Source organism: Plantactinospora sp. BB1 (genome assembly GCF_003030385.1).
In the GTDB taxonomy this organism is placed as follows: domain Bacteria; phylum Actinomycetota; class Actinomycetes; order Mycobacteriales; family Micromonosporaceae; genus Plantactinospora.
In genome coordinates, this window is record NZ_CP028159.1 from 7,677,271 (window position 1) to 7,694,014 (window position 16,744).

Below are 16,744 nucleotides of genomic sequence, written 5' to 3' on the forward strand. Positions count from 1 at the left end.
CAGCTACGCGGGGCTCGTCAAGGATAGCGACCGTCAGCGGGCGATGTGCTCCGGGAACCGACAGATCTGCGCGAACTCCTCGGCGTCCAGGCTCGCCCCGCCGACCAGTGCGCCGTCCACGTCGGGCTGCGCCATGATCGCGGCGATGTTGGCCGCCTTCACCGACCCGCCGTAGAGCACCCGGACCTGGTCGGCGGTCTCCTGACCGTGCAGCTCGGCGATCCGCTGCCGGATCGCGCCGCAGACCTCCTGGGCGTTCTCCGGGGTCGCGGTCTTGCCGGTGCCGATCGCCCAGACCGGCTCGTACGCCACGACCACCTTGGCCACCTGCTCGGCGGTCAACCCGGCCAGCGAGCCGTCGAGCTGGTCGCGCACGTACGCCACCTGCCCGTCCTGCTCGCGGATGTCCAGGCCCTCGCCGACGCAGACGATCGGGGTCAACCCGTTCTCCAGCGCCGCCTTCGCCTTGGCGTTGACCAGCGCGTCGTCCTCGTGGTGGTACGTCCGCCGCTCGGAGTGCCCGACGACCACGTAGGTGCAGCCGAGCGCGGTCAGCAGCGCACCCGAGATCTCCCCGGTGTACGCCCCGCCCTTGTGCGGCGAGATGTCCTGCGCGCCGTACCCGATCAGCAGCTTGTCGCCGTCGACCAGGGTCTGCACCGTCCGCAGGTCCGTGTACGGCGGCAGCACCACCGTCTCCACGTCGGTCAACTGCTTCTCGTTGAGGCTCGCGGCGAGCTTCTGGATCAGCAGGTTCGCTTCCCGGTGGTTGAGGTTCATCTTCCAGTTGCCGGCCATCAGCGGCCGGCGGGCGGGTGCGGGGGTGGCCACTACTGCTCCAGAGCGACGATGCCGGGGAGGGCCTTGCCCTCCAGGTATTCCAGCGAGGCTCCCCCGCCGGTCGAGATGTGCCCGAACGACGACTCGTCCAGACCGAGCGCGCGGACGGCCGCGGCCGAGTCACCGCCACCGACCACCGTGAAGCCCTTCACGTGACTGATCGCCTCGGCGACGCCCCGGGTACCGGCGGCGAACGGGGCCAGCTCGAAGACGCCCATCGGGCCGTTCCAGAAGACCATCCGGGCCGTACCGGCCATGTCGGCGAACTCGGCGATCGTCCGGGGACCGATGTCCAGGCCGAGCCGGTCGGCCGGGATCTGGTTCGCCGGCACCGCTTCGTGATCCGCGTCGGCGCTGAACTCGGTCGCCGCCACCACGTCGATCGGGAGCACGATCCGGTCGGCGCCCCGCTCCAGCAGCTCCCGGCAGGTGTCGACCAGATCCTCCTCGAGCAGCGACTTGCCCACCTCGTGCCCCTGGGCACGCAGGAAGGTGAAGCACATGCCGCCGCCGATCAGCAGCCGGTCGACGGTCGGCAGCAGCGCCTCGATCACGGCGAGCTTGTCGGAGACCTTGGAGCCGCCGAGCACCACCACGAAGGGGCGGTCCGGCTCCTGCCGCAGCCGGGCCAGCACCTCGACCTCGCGGAGCACCAGCTGGCCGGCGAAGTGCGGCAGCCGGGCCGGTACGTCGTAGACGCTGGCGTGCTTGCGGTGCACGGCGCCGAACGCGTCGTCGACGTACGCCTCGGCGAACGCCGCGAGCTGGTCGGCGAAGGTGCCCCGCTCCGCGTCGTCCTTGCTGGTCTCGCCCGGGTTGAACCGCAGGTTCTCCAGCAGGGCGACCTGGCCGGCGGCGAGCGCCTCGACCACCCCGCGGGCCGACTCGCCGACCGTGTCGGTGGCGAACGCGACCTCGGTGTCGAGCAGCTCACCGAGCCGGGCCGCGACCGGGGCGAGGCTGTATTTCGGGTCGGGCGCGCCCTTGGGACGGCCCAGGTGCGAACAGACCACGACGGCGGCCCCGGCGTCCCGCAGCGCGGTCAGCGTCGGTAGCACCGCCCGGATCCGACCGTCGTCCGTGATGGCGCCGGTCTGCTTGTCGAGCGGGACGTTCAGGTCGGCGCGCACCAGCACGCGCCGACCCGAGACCCCCTCGGCGAGCAGATCGTCGAGGTTGCGGATGCTCACAGAGCTGCCTTTCCGTTCACGACCGCGGGGCTCGCAAGCTCACTCACAGCCCGGTGCCGACCAGCTTCACGAGGTCGACCAGGCGGTTCGAGTAGCCCCACTCGTTGTCGTACCAGCCGACGACCTTGACCTGGTTGCCGATCACCTTGGTCAGCCCGGAGTCGAAGATGCACGACGACGGGTCGGTGACGATGTCGGCGGAGACGATCTCGTCCTCGGTGTAGGTGAGGATGCCCTTCAGCGGGCCGTCGGCGGCGGCCTTCATCGCGGCGTTGATCTCCTCGACCGAGGTGTCCCGGCCGGCCTCGATGGTCAGGTCGGTGGCCGAGCCGGTCGGGATCGGCACCCGCAGCGCGAAGCCGTCCAGCTTGCCCTTCAGGTCGGGCAGCACCAGGCCGATCGCCTTGGCGGCACCGGTCGAGGTCGGCACGATGTTCAGCGCGGCGGCCCGGGCCCGGCGGAGGTCCTTGTGCGGGCCGTCCTGGAGGTTCTGGTCCTGGGTGTACGCGTGGATGGTGGTCATCAGCCCCTTCTCGATGCCCACCGTGTCCTGGAGCACCTTCGCCATCGGCGCGAGGCAGTTGGTGGTGCACGAGGCGTTGGAGATGATGTTGTGCTTCGCCGGGTCGTAGTTCTGGTGGTTGACCCCCATCACGACCGTGACGTCCTCGTTCTTGGCCGGCGCCGAGATGATCACCTTCTTGGCGCCGCCGTCGATGTGCGCCTTCGCCTTGGTGGCGTCGGTGAAGAAGCCGGTCGACTCGATCACCACGTCGGCACCGAGGTCACCCCAGGGCAGCTTGCTCGGGTCCTTCTCGGCGAAGACCTTCATGGTGTGCCCGCCGACGCTGATCTCGTCGGCGCTCGCCTTGACCTCCTGCGGCAGCCGGCCGAGGATGCTGTCGTACTTGACCAGGTGCGCCAGCGTGGCGTTGTCGGTCAGGTCGTTGGCGCCGACCACCTCGACGTCGGCGCCCGACGCGAGCACCGCGCGGAAGAAGTTGCGGCCGATCCGGCCGAATCCGTTGATGCCAACCCGGATGGTCACTGGGTCCATCTCCTCGTGTTTCGGTTCGCCGCCGGTGAGAGCGCACAGCGGCGAAGGTGGGTGCGCCGACCGTTGGAGCCGGCCGCTGGATGTCACCCCGGCCGTCTCACACCGCGACCTCTGGGCGGTCAGCACGGCGGAGAAGGCCGGTACCGGCCCCGTCGCCGTACGCTGCGACCTTATCCGAGCGCGCCGCTCCGCGTTGCGTCGGGGCACAATCCGGCCAATCGACTCCCCCGGCCGAGGTCAGACCGCCAGCATGTCCGGGGTGACCGCCGCCTCGGTGTCCGGGATTCCCAGGTCACGGGCCCGCTTGTCGGCCAGCGCCAGCAGCCGGCGGATCCGCCCGGCGATCGCGTCCTTGGTCAGCGGCGGATCGGCCAGCGCCCCCAACTCCTCAAGGGACGCCTGCCGGTGCTCCAGCCGCAGCCGGCCGGCCGAGGTGAGGTGGTTCGGGGCGTCCTCGGCGAGGATCTCCAGGGCCCGGGTCACCCGGGCGGCGGCGGCGACCGCGGCCCGGGCCGAGCGGCGCAGGTTGGCGTCGTCGAAGTTGGCCAGCCGGTTGGCGGTGGCCCGCACCTCGCGGCGTACCCGGCGCTCCTCCCAGGAGAGCACGCTGGAGTGGGCACCGATCCGGGTCAGCAGCGCGGCGATCGCGTCGCCGTCCTTGACCACCACCCGGTCCACCCCGCGCACCTCCCGGTATTTGGCGGTGATGCCGATCCGGCGGGCCGCGCCGACCAGGGCGAGCGCGGTCTCCGGACCCGGGCAGGTGATCTCCAGCGCGCAGGAGCGGCCGGGCTCGGTCAGCGAGCCGTGCGCCATGAAGGCGCCCCGCCAGGCCGAGACCGCGCAGCAGACGTTCGCCGCCACCACGTGCGGGGGCAGCCCGCGTACCGGCCGGCCGCGTACGTCGAGCAGCCCGGTCTGCCGGGCCAGCGCCTCGCCGTCCTTGACCACCCGGACGATGTAGTGGCTGCCCTTGCGCAGCCCGCCGGAGGCGAGTACGTGGATCTCGCTCGGATATCCGTAGACCTCGGCGATCTCCCGGCGCAGCCGGCGGGCCACCGCGCCGGTGTCGAGTTCCGCCTCGACCACCACCCGTCCGGAGACGATGTGCAGTCCGCCCGCGAAGCGCAGCAGGGCGGCCATCTCCGCCCGCCGGCAGCAGGGCTTGGGTACGTCCACCCGGCTCAGCTCGTCCTTGACCGCAGCCGTCATCGCCATCTTGTCGTCACCTCGTGGGCCGGTCCCGGCGGGTGCCGGTGATTCGTAGGTGCTTCGTTGTTGATTCGTAGGTGCTTAACGATCGGCGCCCAGGAGAGGCACCAGCGCGGCGCCCAACGCTGCCGGATCGTGCTGGGGGCCACCGTCCGGTACGGCCACCGGGGCGAGGACGAGCCGCGCACCCAGGGATTCTGCCGCACGATGCACCGGTTCGGGGTCACCGACCGCCTTTCCGTCCGCCACCACCACGTCGACGGTGAGCCCGGGCAGGTACCAGCCGAGCGCCGCCAGGTGGTCGGCGAGGGAGAGGCCGAGTGTCTCCGCCTCGTTGGCGAGGTTGAGCGTGACCAGCCGGCGGGCCGGGCTGGCCACCATCGCCGCGGCCAGCTCCGGCACCAGCAGGTGCGGGATGACGCTGGTGTACCAGCTTCCGGGGCCGAAGATCAGCCAGTCGGCCTCGCGGACCGCCGCCACCGCCTGCGGGCAGGCGCTCGGCCCCTCCGGGGTGAGCCGGACGGACTCGACCCGGCCGTCGGTGACCGCCACCGCGTGCTGGCCGCGTACCGTCTGCACCGCGCTGGGCCGACGCGGGTCGGCGCCGCGGACGCGGGCCTCGATCCCGACCGGCTGGCAGGCCATCGGCAGCACCCGGCCGACCGCGCCGAGCATCGCGGCGGCGTGGTCGAGGGCGGCCACCGGGTCGCCGAGCAGCTCCATCAGCCCGCAGAGCACCAGGTTGCCGACCGCGTGCCCGGCCAGCGGGTCGGGACGCGGGCCGCCACCGGCGAAGCGGTGCTGGAACAGCTCGGCGCTGCGCCGGGTGCCGGGCTCGTCGGCGGCGAGCGCGGCGAGCGCCTGCCGCAGGTCGCCGGGGGGCAGCGCGCCGCGTTCCAGCCGCAGCCGCCCGCTGGAGCCGCCGTCGTCGCCGACGGTCACCACCGCGGTGATGTCGAGGTCCAGCTCCGGCGCGCAGCGGCGCAGCGCCCGCAGCGACGCCGCCAGACCGTGCCCGCCGCCGAAGGCGACGACCCGCTGTTTCCGGGAGGCTTTCTCCACCTCTCCGCGCGGTCCGTCGGGACCGCCGGTGGAGGTCGGGGGGCGCCCGCCGGGCGACTCAGGTTGGGAAGAATTCACTCGCGCCCCAGGTCACGATGGTGCGCCGTGGCGGCCAGCCGGGCCTGGCGCAGCCGGGCGGACAGTTCCTCGGCGATCGCCACGCTGCGGTGCTTGCCGCCGGTGCAGCCGACCGCCACCGTCAGGTAGCGCTTCCCCTCCCGCTCGAAGCCGGGCGCGGTCGCGTTGATCAACCGGGCGTACGTCTCGACGAAGGTCACCGCGCCGCGCTGGCCCAGCACGTACCGGCTGACGTCCTCCTCGCGGCCGGTGTGCTCGCGCAGCTCCGGCACCCAGTACGGGTTGGGCAGGAAGCGGGCGTCCAGCACGAAGTCGGCGTCCGGCGGAAGGCCGTACTTGAAGCCGAAGGAGAGCACCGTCACCCGCAGCCGGCGGGCGTCCTCGCCGGCGAACAGCTCCTCGACCCGGCGGCGGAGCTGGTTCACGTTCAGGTGCGAGGTGTCGATGATCACGTCGGCCTGGTCGCGGGCCTCCTCCAGCAGGCCGCGCTCGATCGCGATGCCGTCGGCGAGCCGGCCGTCGGCCTGCAACGGGTGCGAGCGCCGGACGCTCTCGAAGCGCCGGATCAGCACCTCGTCGTCGGCGTCCACGAAGACCACCCGGGGCTGGAAGCCGCGCTCCTTGAGAGCCCGGATCGCCCCGGCCAGGTCGGTGGAGAACGCCCGGCTGCGCACGTCGAGCACCATCGCGGTCTTCCGGGCCGCCCCACCGGCCCGGAACGCCAACTCGGCCATGTCGAGCATGAGCGCCTGCGGCAGGTTGTCCACCACGTAGAAGCCGACGTTCTCCAGTGCCCGGGCGACGGTGCTGCGCCCGCCGCCGGAGACCCCGGTGACCACCACCAGGGTGGTGTCCGAGCGGGTCGGTTCCGTCGGTCCCGTCTCGGACCGGGTCAGCGTCGGCTGTGCCGCGTCCGATGCCGGATCCGTGTCGTACCCCCTGCTCTGGTCGTTCGCGCCCGTCGGCGACTCGTCGGCCGCCAACCGAGTCTCACTCACGTTCCACCCCCCAGCCGTACCCGCCCGCCGGATCGACGGTACGCGCCCGGAGGCGGTTTCCCGACGGTCGACCATCCGGCGAGGTTGGAGACGTAATCTACCCGGCCGTCGCAATCTCCCGGGGCGGTGGGCCGGGCGGATCGGCGCCGAGGCTTTGCTAAAGAAGTCTTTCTAGAGGTATCTTTAGGATGTGCCGATACCCGAGATCCGCCTCACCGACCCCCGGGCCCTACGGGGGTACGCGCACCCGCTCCGGATGGCCCTGCTCGGGCTGCTCCGCCGGGAGGGCCCACTCACCGCCACCCAGGCCGCCGAGCGACTCGACGAGAGCGTGCCGAACTGCTCCTACCACCTGCGCCAACTCGCCAAGTACGGGCTGGCCGAGCGGGCCGAGGGCGCCGACTCCCGGGAACGACCCTGGCAGGCGACCGCCCTCAGCACCTCCTGGGACGACCTCTCCGACGATCCGGAGACCCGGGCCGCGGCCAACCACCTCAACGCGGTGATCCTTGACCACTACGTCGCCCGGGCCCGGGCCCACCTGGCGCAGCGGGCGTACGAACCGGCCCACTGGCGTGCCGTGCTCGGCTTCGGCGACTCGCTGGTACACGTCACGGCCGCCGAACTCGCCGAGCTGACCCGGCGGCTCGAAGCCCTGGTCGCCGAGTACGACGAACGGATCACCGACCCGTCGACCCGGCCCGAGGGTTCCCGGCCGATCAACCTCGTCCAACTGATGGTGCCGATCGACTCGCCATCGCCATCGCCGTCGACGTCGCAGCCGCCATCGACGTCGACGTCGCAGCCGGCGTCGACGCCGGCCGTGGACGGGGAGTCGGGGCGGTGACCGGCACCCTGACCCCGCCGGTGGTCCGGCGCCGTCGGCGCTGGCTGCCGGAGCTGCTCCGCCAGGCGCAGTTCCGGCGGTACTGGTCGGCCCAGACCGTCTCGCTCTTCGGCGACGAGATCTCGGTGCTCGCCCTGCCCCTGCTCGCGGTACTCAGCACCGGCGCCGGTCCGGCCGAGATGGGCTACCTCACCGCCGCCGCGCTCACCCCGAGCCTGCTCTTCTCGCTCCTCCTCGGCGCCTGGATCGACCGGTACCCGCACAAGCGCCGGGTGATGGTCCTCGCCGACCTGGGCCGGGCGGTGCTGCTCGCCACCGTGCCGGTGGCGTACCTGTTCGGGGTCCTCTCGCTCGGCCAGCTCTACGTGGTGGCCTTCCTGACCGGCACCCTGGCCGTGCTGTTCGAGGTCGCGCACAGCACCCTCTTCGTCTCCCTGGTACCCCGCAAGGACTACGTCGACGCGAACGCGCTGACCTACGGCAGCCGGGCGATGTCCTTCGTCGCCGGGCCGAGCGTCGGCGGCCTGCTGGTGCAGACCCTCACCGCACCGGTCACACTGCTCGTCGACGCGGTGTCGTACCTGGTCTCCGCGCTCTTCCTGGCCCGGATCAGGCTGACCCGGCCGACGGAGCCGGCGTCCACCGACGGCGCCGGCCTCGGCCTCGGCCAGGGACTCCGGTTCGTGGTCCGCGCCCCGATCCTCCGCTCGCTGCTGCTGGGCACCACCACGCTGAACCTCTTCAACTACATGTTCACCGCGCTGTACGTGCTCTACGTCAGCACCGAACTGGGCCTCTCCCCCGGCCTGCTCGGGCTGGTGATCGGGATCGGCGCGATCGGCGCGCTGCTCGGCGCGGCGGTCACCGGTCGGCTCGTCCGCCGGCTCGGCATCGGCCGGACCGTGGTCATCAGCTTCGTGCTCTTCCCGGCGCCGCTGGTGCTGGTGCCGCTGGCCGGCGGGTCGACCCCGGTGGTGCTCGGCGTGCTCTTCGCCTCGGAGTTCCTCTCCGGGCTCGGCCTGATGATGATGGACATCACCGTCGGCTCGCTCCAGACCGCAGTCATCCCGGAGCGGCTGCTGGCCCGGGTCGCGGGTGCGAAGCGGACCGTCAACTACGGCATCCGGCCGATCGGCGCCGTGCTGGGCGGCACCCTGGGCGCCACCCTCGGGGTACGCCCGACGCTCTGGATCGCCACCGTCGGGGCGGTCACCGGGCTGCTCTGGGTGCTGCCGACCGCGATACCGAAACTGCGCGAGCTGCCGGAGCCGGATCACGCCGCCGCGGGATGACAGGAGTCGATATCCTGCCCTGGACGCGATCTGGCGAGCGGCCGCGCGATGGGGGCGGGAATGGGCGATGCTGGCGAGCGGCTGACCGCCGTACTGCGGCGGATACGGATGCGGTGGCGGTTGGCCCGCCGACCGATCCGGCTGGGGGTGCAGGCCGTCGGACTCGCCACCCTGGTGATGGCCGGCTTCAGCTTCCTGCGTACCAGTGGCGAGATCAACGAGACGGCGGCGTCGATCCTGGTCGCCGTGGTCTTCGGCGCGATGACCGTGTTGCAGCAGCGGCAGTCGCAGCGCCGGCAGTACACCGTGGGTCTGATCACCGCCTTCCAGAGTGCGGAGACGCTCAGCCAGGCGGACGTCTGGATGGCCCGGCGGATCAGCGCGCACCAGCCGGTCGGCGCCGACCTGACCGGCGACGACGAACAGCGCGTCCTTCCACTGCTCGACTACTACGAGTTCCTCGCGGTACTCGCCGTACGCGGCATGGTCGACGTACCGCTGCTGCTCAACCTGCGCGGCGGCACCATGACCAGGTGCTTCGAGCTCTGCCGTGGCTACGTGGCGGACCGCCGGACCCTGGCCGGCCGGGAGATCTACCAGGCACTTGAGCTGCTGGCGACCGAATACCGGCGCCGGCTGCCGAAGCCGCCTCCGCCCGCGCCAGGCGGCCAGCCGGGCACCGAGCCGGCAACGCCCGAGCCGGTAACGCCCGGGCCGGCAACGCCGCCCGGCTCGGTGCCGCCCGATCCGGAGACGCCGCTGGCCGGGTCCCCTGTGGTGGGGACCCGGCCAGCGGGTGGTGCGGTCGTCTAACCGTTCTCGTTACCTGTTGTTGTTACCTGTTGTTGTTAGCTGTTGTTCCAGGTGTTGGCGACCAGGTCGGCGGCCAGGTCCTCCCATTGCGCGTACGCGTCGGGGTAGGCCGAGACCTGTACCTTCTGCGCGGCCACGGTCAGCGGCAGGTCCTGCCAACCGTCAACCTGCTTGAGGCCCTTGAGGAACGCGATGGTCGAGTACTCCGGATCGGTGATCTGCTCTCCAACAAAAACCATCGAAAAATTTGCAACCCGGCAACAATAAAAACACTTGCTGCCAAACAAACAAACAATTTGGCACTGGCTTATCAAGCACCCTGTTGAGTTCTCAAAGAACAACCACACACCAGACAACCAGCCACAAAGACCAGCCACCCGGGGCTATCCGCACCCGCCGTTTCCGCCAGGCACTTGTTGTACTTTACCCGACTGTTTCCGCCTCGTCAAACCGATGTCTCCCGGTTTGTCATGCTTCGTCCAGCCGTCGTGCACCCGCACGGACGCGACGGGCTACCGCCGCGATCGTTCGGGGTTTGGCAGGCCGGCCGCCGCGGTGTTGCCTTGCGGTCTTGCCCGGTGCCCTGCCGGGAGAGAAAGTTACACGCCCGAGGCGGCAACGCCAAATCGGGGTCGAACCTGGAAAGAATAAGGCGTTAAGTCTGAAGTGTCGGAATCTGTTCGGCCCGCGCCGCAGTCCCGGTCAGGTGCCGGGCCCGCTGCTGCGGACCTACGCCAGGTGTAACCACGGTGTATGGCTCCGTGTTCCCGGCCTTCGCCTGGGCGATGGCGGCCGGCTGAGTGGTCGCGGCAGGCTGAGTGGCGGCGGTCAGTCCGGGAGTTGGGCGAGTCGGGTCAGGTAGGCGCTGCCGGTCCGGACGATCGTGCCGGCCAGGGCGGTGGTCTCGGGGTCGGCCCCGGAGCGCTGCTCGGCACCGGCGACCCGGACCGACTGCTCCAGGTGCGCCCTGAGGTGCTGGCCGAAGAGGCGGCGGAACTCGGCTTCCGGGGCCGTACCGAGCGCGGTCAGCTCGGCGGCGGTGACCATGCCCGGCATGTCGTGCCCCTCGTGCGGGTTGGTCTTCGGCGCACCGGAGCGGTCGAGCAGGCGCCGGGACCGGTCCAGATCGGCGCGGTGGGTCTCCCGTATCCGGGCGGCGAGCCGGCGTACGGCCGGGTCGGCGGTGCGCTGCGGCACCAGGTCCAGCAGCGGCAGTACCCGCTCGTGCATGGCGACGGTGAGTTGCAGCCAGGCGATGTCGGTGCCGTTGAACGGGCCGGACTGGCTGGGCGTACCCGTCGGGACGGCTGGTCGACCGGCCGTGGCCGCGCTGGTGGGCGTACCCGAAACGGACGCTGGCGCCGCGTCGGAGCCGGCGCACCCACCGACCAGCAGGAGCGCGACGAGCGCCACGGCGGCCGGTGCCACGGTGCCGGACCTCATTTCCCGGTTCCCCCTCCGGTCGCTGTCCCGGGGCGGGCCCGGCCGGAGCCGGACCCACCCTGGAGCCCACGGTCAGCTCGGGCGACCGTCCGCACCGCACTTGATCACGGGGCGGATGCAGTCCCGGACCCGGCGCAGCATCTCGGCCTCGGGCCAGGCGTTGAAGAAGTCACCGTGCATCGTGAAACCGCCACCGGAGGCGAGCCGGAACCGCGCCGGGTTGCCGCTCACCGGGTAGCGCAGCACCTGGCGGAGCTTCGGCACCGCCACCGGGTGGCTGGGCGGGCAGGCCTGGTTCACCGGGTACGCCATGTGGCTCTTGTGGTCCGGCGAGTCGAGGTCGCGGCCGTTCCAGCACTGCGGGAAGTCGAGGTACGACTCCAGCATCGTCCCGGACGGACAGTTGACGAAGTCCTTGGACGCGCCGACGTGCCCCGCGTGCAGGCAGGACCACCGGGAGATCGTGGTCGAGTCCGGGCCGGTGGCCCGGGCGTTGCCGGCCACGATCCGCAGGCCCAGCGGCAGTGGCTGGGTGTTGGCGACGATGTCGCTGCGGACGCCCTCGCCGAGGTAGTAGAACGTGACGATGGCCGGCTCGACCGGGACGTTGTCCGCGTAGAGGGTGGGCACCCAGTAGGACGAGACGTCGACCCGGGGGTTGCAGGTGGTGTTGGAGTTCAGCAGGTCGGCCAGGTTGGTGTAGGCGTTGGTGGTCGTCGCGCCGAAGAAGCTGTGCATGTGCGAGGCGCCGGGCAGGCCCGGGTAGATGATCGGGTCGTCCGGCAGCCGGTGGCTGTACGGACAGTCGGCCAGGAACTCGGCGACCCGGACGATCCGGGCCTCGGCCGGCTCCGCCCGCTCGACCACGGCGTAGCCGCCGAGCAGGACGAGCAGGGCACCGAACAGTGTCACGATCCTCAGCCGGCGGCGCGGCGCGGGCAGGGGTGCGGCCCTTTCCATGTGGGCACTCCTAGCTGGTGAGCGGCCAGCGAGGGTTCCGGCGCCGCCGCCGAAGGCGTCGGAGATCGCTGGCCAGACTGGGTGGTGGCCAGACTGGTGGTGGCCAGACTGGTGGTGGCCAGACTGGTGGTGGTCTGCCCTCGTTCGAGGTGTGAGAGAGCGCTCTCTCTCACATCCACCAGCTTGAGCCTGCCGTCGAAAGCTGTCAATACTTCCGGCCCGAACCGCTCATCTCCACCGGCACGGCGACCGCGCATTCTCCCCTCGGCCGGCGACCGCGCATCCGCCCCTCGGACGGCGAAGGCGCATCCTCAGCCGGGGCGGCGGCCGCGCATCGTCAGCCGGGGCGGCGGGTCGGGTCGAGGAAGACGTACCGGATCGCCGGGTTGCGGGCGATCAGTCGCCGTTCCGCCTCGTCGGCGGCGATCTCGATCTCCTCCCGGCTGGCGTCGTCGGCGAAGTTGACCTTCACCGCCACCAGGATGTCCTCCGGCCCGAGTTGCAGCGTCATCAACCGGTCCACGCCCCGGAGATCCGGCACCGCCGCCAACTCCTGCTCGATCTCCGCGCGTACCGCGTCCTGGGCCGCCCGGCCGACCAGCAGCGCGATGTTGTTGTGCGCCAGGGTGGTCGCCACCACCAGCAGCAGCACACCGATCGCGATCGAGGCGACGCCGTCCCAGACCGGGCTGCCGGTCAGCTCCGAGGCACCCACCCCGATGCCCGCCAGGACCAGCCCGACCAGCGCCGCGCTGTCCTCCAGCAGTACCGCCTTGATCGTGGTGTTCGGGGTACGCCGGGCCACCCGCAGCCAGGAGACGCGCCAGCGCGCCGCCCGACGGCGCAACTGGCGTACCGAGCGGGTCAGCGAGATGCCCTCGGCCACGAAGGAGACCACCAGCACCACGTACGCGACGAGCGGGTCGAGGTCCTCGTGCCGCTGCTGGATCGCCTCCACACCCTGGAAGATGGAGAACCCGGCACCGATGACGAAGGTGACCACGGCGGCGACGAACGCCCAGAGATAGCTCTCCCGGCCGTACCCGAACGGGTACTGCGTGGTCGGTGGCCGGGCGCCCCGCCGCAGCGCGATGAAGAGCAGCAGCTCGGTGGTGGTGTCGGCGACCGAGTGCGCCGCCTCGGAGAGCACCGCGGCCGAGCCGGAGACGATCCCGGCGATCGCCTTCGCCACCGCCACCGTGAGGTTGGCCAGACCCGCGATGATCACCGTGCCGACGCTCTGGCTGTGCTGCGAACGCGACGAACTCAGCGGTCCCGCCTGCGACCAGGGTGCCTGACCGGCGGCCGAGCCCTCGGTGTGCTGGGTGCTCCGGACGCCGCCCGGCTGGCGTACGCCCGGCTCGGGTGCACCGGGCCCCGGTACGCCCGACCCGGGCGCGTCCGGCCGGCGCGCGTACGGCCCGTTTCCGCCCGGCTCGGCGTCCGGGCTGCGCGCCGGCTCGACGTCCGGGCTGCGCGCCGGCTCGGCCATGAGGTCAGCCTAGGTGCCGGGCCGGGGCCCAGCCGGCGGTTGCCCCGAGTCCGACGGGACCGGGGAGGTCGCTTCGTCGTACCCGGTCTCTAGGCTGAACGCCGAGCTTACGGGCCTGACGGGAGGGGGACTTCGTGGCGCACGAGGCAGTGGTGACGGCGACCGACGATCGGCCCGAGCAGCCGGGCGGAGCCGGGCTCGACCCGGTGGAACCAGCCGCCGATCCGGTGGTCGACCCGGCCGCCGATCCGGTGGTCGACCCGGTGGATCCGGTGGTCGACGCCGCGCTCGCCGCGCCGTTCCCGGACCGCCCGGCCTACCAGGCGGCGATCGCCGAGATCCGCTCGGCGGCGGCCGCCTACTACAACGGCGCGGACCTGGCGATGGACGACGCGACCTACGACGCGCTGATGGCCCGGGTCGTCGCCACCGAGGCCGCCCAGCCGGGCTGGAAGGACGACGACTCGCCCAGCGAGCTGGTGGCGGCCGGTGCCGGACTGGTCGGCGACGTCGTGCACAGCGTCCCGATGCTCAGCCTCGACAACGTCTTCGGCGAGGAGGAGTTGGCCCGCTGGGCGGCCCGGCTCGACAAGCTGCTCGGCCGTCCCGCCGCCGGTTACACCGTGGAGCCCAAGATCGACGGGCTGGCCATCGCCGCCCGTTACGTGGACGGCCGACTCACCCAGGTCGCCACCCGGGGCGACGGGCTGGCCGGCGAGGACGTCACCCCGCAGGCACGGCGGGCGGCCGGCCTCCCGGAACGGCTCACCGAGCCGCTCACCCTGGAGATCCGCGGCGAGGTCTACATGACCGACGCCGACTTCGCCAGGGCCCAGGAGATGCGCACCGGGCACGGCGAGCCGGCCTTCGCGCATCCGCGCAGCGCCGCCGCCGGCACCCTCCGCGCGCAGGACCGGGCGTACGACGCGCCGCTCTCCTTCCTCGCCTACGCGGTGCACGGCCTCGACGGCGCCGACGGGACGACCGAGCCGCGCCCACACTCGGCCACCATGGCGTACGTCGAGAGCCTCGGCGTCGCCACCACCGCCGGTTCACCGGCCGGGATGCCGCTCTGCACCACCATCGACGAGGTGCTGGCGGTGGTGGAGTCGCTCTACGCCCGCCGGGGGGAGTTGGGCTTCGGCATCGACGGTGCGGTGATCAAGGCCGACCACCCCGCCGACCGCGAGCTGGCCGGCTCCGGCACCCGGGCCCCCCGCTGGGGCATCGCCTACAAGTTCCCCGCCGACACCCGCACCACCACCCTGCTCTCGATCGAGGTGCAGGTTGGCCGGACCGGGCTGATCACCCCGGTCGCCGTACTGGCACCGGTGCAGGTCGGTGGGGTGACGGTCACCTCGGCCACCCTGCACAACTTCGACGACCTGGTCCGGCGCAACGTCCGGGCCGGCGACACCGTCTTCGTCCGGCGGGCCGGTGACGTGATCCCCGAGATCACCGGTGCCAAGCTCGACGAGCGGCCGGCGGACTCCACGGCGTACGAGCCGCCGACCTCGTGCCCGCGCTGCGGCGGCGAGATCGACCGCTCGCAGAAGCGCTGGCGCTGCACCCAGGGCCGGGCCTGCGGCGCCCGCGAGTCGCTCTCCTACTACGCGGCTCGCGACTCGATGGACATCGAAGGGCTGGGCAGTAAGATCATCGACCTGCTGGTCAGCGCCGGCATGGTCACCGACCCGGCCGACCTCTACGATCTCGACGCCGCCACGCTGGCCACCCTGGAGCGGCTGGGCGAGACCTCCGCCCGCAAACTCGTGGCCAACATCGAGGCGTCGAAGCGGCAGCCGCTCAGCCGGGTGCTCACCGGCCTGGGCGTACGGATGACCGGCCGGTCGATGTCCCGCCGGCTCGCCCGGCACTTCGGCACCATGGAGGCGCTGCTCGCCGCCTCCGTCGCCGACCTTCAGGAGGTCGAGGGCGTCGGGCCGGAGCGCGCCGTCACCATCGCGGCGGAGCTGGTCGAGTTGGCCCCGGTCGTGGAGAAGCTCGCCGCGCGCGGGGTCAACATGACCGAACCGGGCGTTCCCGGCCAGGCCGCGACCGCCGGGGGCGACGCCGACCCGGAGATGCCGGCGGCGACCGCGCTGCCGCTGCGCCGGCCGGACGGCACCCCGATGACGGTCGTGGTCACCGGCTCCGTGCCGGGGCTGACCCGCAACGAGGGCAACGAGGCGGTCGAGCGGCTCGGCGGCAAGTCGTCCGGCTCGGTCTCCAAGCGGACCGATCTGGTGGTGGTCGGTGACGGCGCGGGCAGCAAGGCGGAGAAGGCGGCCGGCCTCGGCGTCCGGGTGATGCCGGCCGAACGCTTCGCCGAACTGCTCGCCGCGCACACCGCCGCAGACGCGGCCACCATCGCCGAGATCATGGCAGTGCCGGAGACCGGACCGGAGCCAGAGGTCGAGCCGGAGCCGGAGACCGAACCAGCGCCAGAGACCGAACCAGCGCCGAAGGCCGAACCGGTGTCGGAGGCCGAGCCGGAGCCGGTGGCCGAACCGCAGCCGGGCGCCGAACCAGCGCCGAAGGCCGAACCGGAGCCGGTGGCCGAACGGTAGCCGGGTGCCGGGGGACGCTGTTTCCGGGCGGGTGATGCGGTCTGCGGGGGGCGGTGGTCAGCGGCGGCCGATCACCACCGTCGCCGGGAGGTCGTCGTCGGTGACCACCGCCGGATCGAGGCCGGCCCGGTCGAACACGTCCGCCGCCACCTCCGCCTGCTCCAGGCCCGTCTCCACCAGCAGGTGACCGCCGGGGAGGAGCCAGTCGCGGGCTCCGGCAGCCACCCGGCGCAGCACGTCGAGACCGTCACGTCCGCCGTCCAGCGCCACCAGCGGCTCGTGCAGCCGCGCCTCCGGCGGCAACAGCTCGACCGCCGCGCTGGGCACGTACGGCACGTTCGCGACCAGCACGTCGATCCGGCCGCGCAGCCGGGACGGAAGGGGCTGGTACAGGTCACCGGCGTACACCTGGGCGTCGAGTGCGGCGAGGTTGCGCCGGGCGCAACGGACGGCGGCCGGTTCGACGTCCACCGCGTACAGCGTCACGTCGCCGACCAGTGCCGCAACCGCCAGCCCGATCGCACCGGAGCCGCAGGCCAGGTCCAGCACCGTCGCCCCGGGCCGGGCCAGCGCGGCGGCCCGACGGACCAGCAGCTCGGTACGGCGGCGCGGCACGAAGACTCCCGGGTCGACGGCGACCCGCAGCCCGCAGAAGTCCACCCAGCCGACGATGTGTTCCAGCGGCAGCCCGGAGACCCGCAGCTCGACCATGGCCAGCAGTTCGGTCGGGCTCCGGGCGGCGGTAGTCAGGAGTTCGGCCTCGTCCTCGGCGAAGACACAGCCGGCGGCCCGGAGCCGACGGACGACGTCCGCGCCGTCCGGTGTGGAGACGGGACCGGAGATGGGTGTTGACAACGGGTAGCCCTTCGGAACGCCTGCGGGCGCTCTCC

General features: G+C 72.1%; 14 protein-coding genes and 1 pseudogene. 4 read left to right on the forward strand and 11 right to left on the reverse strand.

The features are described 5' to 3' along the window. Positions 1 to 33 precede the first annotated feature (33 nt). The 6 genes from tpiA to rapZ form a co-directional block, all read right to left on the reverse strand. On the reverse strand, positions 34 to 798 hold the full coding sequence (tpiA, locus tag C6W10_RS33675; RefSeq protein ID WP_107264499.1) for a triose-phosphate isomerase: 765 nt from the start codon (positions 796 to 798) through the stop codon (positions 34 to 36). A gap of 32 nt (positions 799 to 830) precedes the next feature. After that, positions 831 to 2,030, reverse strand: a complete 1,200-nt coding sequence (gene pgk, locus C6W10_RS33680; RefSeq protein ID WP_107263066.1) for a phosphoglycerate kinase — start codon at positions 2,028 to 2,030, stop codon at positions 831 to 833. 43 nt (positions 2,031 to 2,073) lie between these two features. Continuing rightward, complete coding sequence (gap, locus tag C6W10_RS33685) at positions 2,074 to 3,078, reverse strand: type I glyceraldehyde-3-phosphate dehydrogenase (protein ID WP_107263067.1); 1,005 nt, start codon at positions 3,076 to 3,078, stop codon at positions 2,074 to 2,076. A gap of 246 nt (positions 3,079 to 3,324) precedes the next feature. Then, complete coding sequence (gene whiA / locus C6W10_RS33690; protein ID WP_107263068.1) at positions 3,325 to 4,305, reverse strand: DNA-binding protein WhiA; 981 nt, start codon at positions 4,303 to 4,305, stop codon at positions 3,325 to 3,327. A 75-nt stretch (positions 4,306 to 4,380) separates the two neighbouring features. Then, the gene (yvcK, locus tag C6W10_RS33695) at positions 4,381 to 5,361 is read right to left on the reverse strand and encodes a uridine diphosphate-N-acetylglucosamine-binding protein YvcK (RefSeq protein WP_107263069.1); all 981 of its coding nucleotides are present in this window, start codon (positions 5,359 to 5,361) and stop codon (positions 4,381 to 4,383) included. A 74-nt stretch (positions 5,362 to 5,435) separates the two neighbouring features. Beyond that, positions 5,436 to 6,335, reverse strand: coding sequence for an RNase adapter RapZ (rapZ, locus tag C6W10_RS33700; protein WP_107264500.1), 900 nt, complete (start codon positions 6,333 to 6,335; stop codon positions 5,436 to 5,438). 292 nt (positions 6,336 to 6,627) lie between these two features. Here rapZ and C6W10_RS33705 point away from each other — a divergent pair, with 292 nt between their 5' ends. Genes C6W10_RS33705 through C6W10_RS33715 form a run of 3 tightly spaced genes read left to right on the forward strand, consistent with a single transcriptional unit; the run spans position 6,628 to position 9,389 of the window. Then, positions 6,628 to 7,284 (forward strand): helix-turn-helix domain-containing protein, encoded by a 657-nt coding sequence (locus C6W10_RS33705; RefSeq protein WP_107263070.1) that lies wholly within the window; start codon positions 6,628 to 6,630, stop codon positions 7,282 to 7,284. After that, positions 7,281 to 8,576: an MFS transporter gene (locus C6W10_RS33710; protein WP_107263071.1), complete on the forward strand. Its 1,296-nt coding sequence runs from the start codon at positions 7,281 to 7,283 to the stop codon at positions 8,574 to 8,576. The genes C6W10_RS33705 and C6W10_RS33710 overlap by 4 nt, the downstream gene beginning before the upstream one ends. A 60-nt stretch (positions 8,577 to 8,636) precedes the next feature. Further along, positions 8,637 to 9,389 (forward strand): hypothetical protein, encoded by a 753-nt coding sequence (locus tag C6W10_RS33715; protein ID WP_107263072.1) that lies wholly within the window; start codon positions 8,637 to 8,639, stop codon positions 9,387 to 9,389. A 35-nt stretch (positions 9,390 to 9,424) separates the two neighbouring features. Here the strand turns inward: C6W10_RS33715 and C6W10_RS33720 are convergent. The 4 genes and pseudogenes from C6W10_RS33720 to C6W10_RS33735 all read right to left on the reverse strand — a co-directional run. Next, positions 9,425 to 9,613: pseudogene (locus C6W10_RS33720) on the reverse strand (hypothetical protein); the annotation flags it as partial. Positions 9,614 to 10,217: 604 nt separating this feature from the next. Next, positions 10,218 to 10,832: a DUF305 domain-containing protein gene (locus C6W10_RS33725; RefSeq protein WP_107263073.1), complete on the reverse strand. Its 615-nt coding sequence runs from the start codon at positions 10,830 to 10,832 to the stop codon at positions 10,218 to 10,220. 72 nt (positions 10,833 to 10,904) lie between these two features. Continuing rightward, positions 10,905 to 11,792 (reverse strand): DUF1996 domain-containing protein, encoded by an 888-nt coding sequence (locus tag C6W10_RS33730; protein WP_107263074.1) that lies wholly within the window; start codon positions 11,790 to 11,792, stop codon positions 10,905 to 10,907. A gap of 337 nt (positions 11,793 to 12,129) precedes the next feature. Continuing rightward, positions 12,130 to 13,284: a cation diffusion facilitator family transporter gene (locus C6W10_RS33735; RefSeq protein WP_107263075.1), complete on the reverse strand. Its 1,155-nt coding sequence runs from the start codon at positions 13,282 to 13,284 to the stop codon at positions 12,130 to 12,132. A 134-nt stretch (positions 13,285 to 13,418) separates the two neighbouring features. Between C6W10_RS33735 and ligA the strand changes: the two genes are divergently transcribed. Beyond that, on the forward strand, positions 13,419 to 15,854 hold the full coding sequence (gene ligA / locus C6W10_RS33740) for an NAD-dependent DNA ligase LigA (RefSeq protein ID WP_234361516.1): 2,436 nt from the start codon (positions 13,419 to 13,421) through the stop codon (positions 15,852 to 15,854). A gap of 57 nt (positions 15,855 to 15,911) precedes the next feature. Here the strand turns inward: ligA and C6W10_RS33745 are convergent, their stop codons facing one another. Continuing rightward, entirely contained in the window at positions 15,912 to 16,709 is a 798-nt protein-coding gene (locus C6W10_RS33745; RefSeq protein WP_234361517.1) for a putative protein N(5)-glutamine methyltransferase, read from the reverse strand. Positions 16,710 to 16,744: the final 35 nt, after the last annotated feature.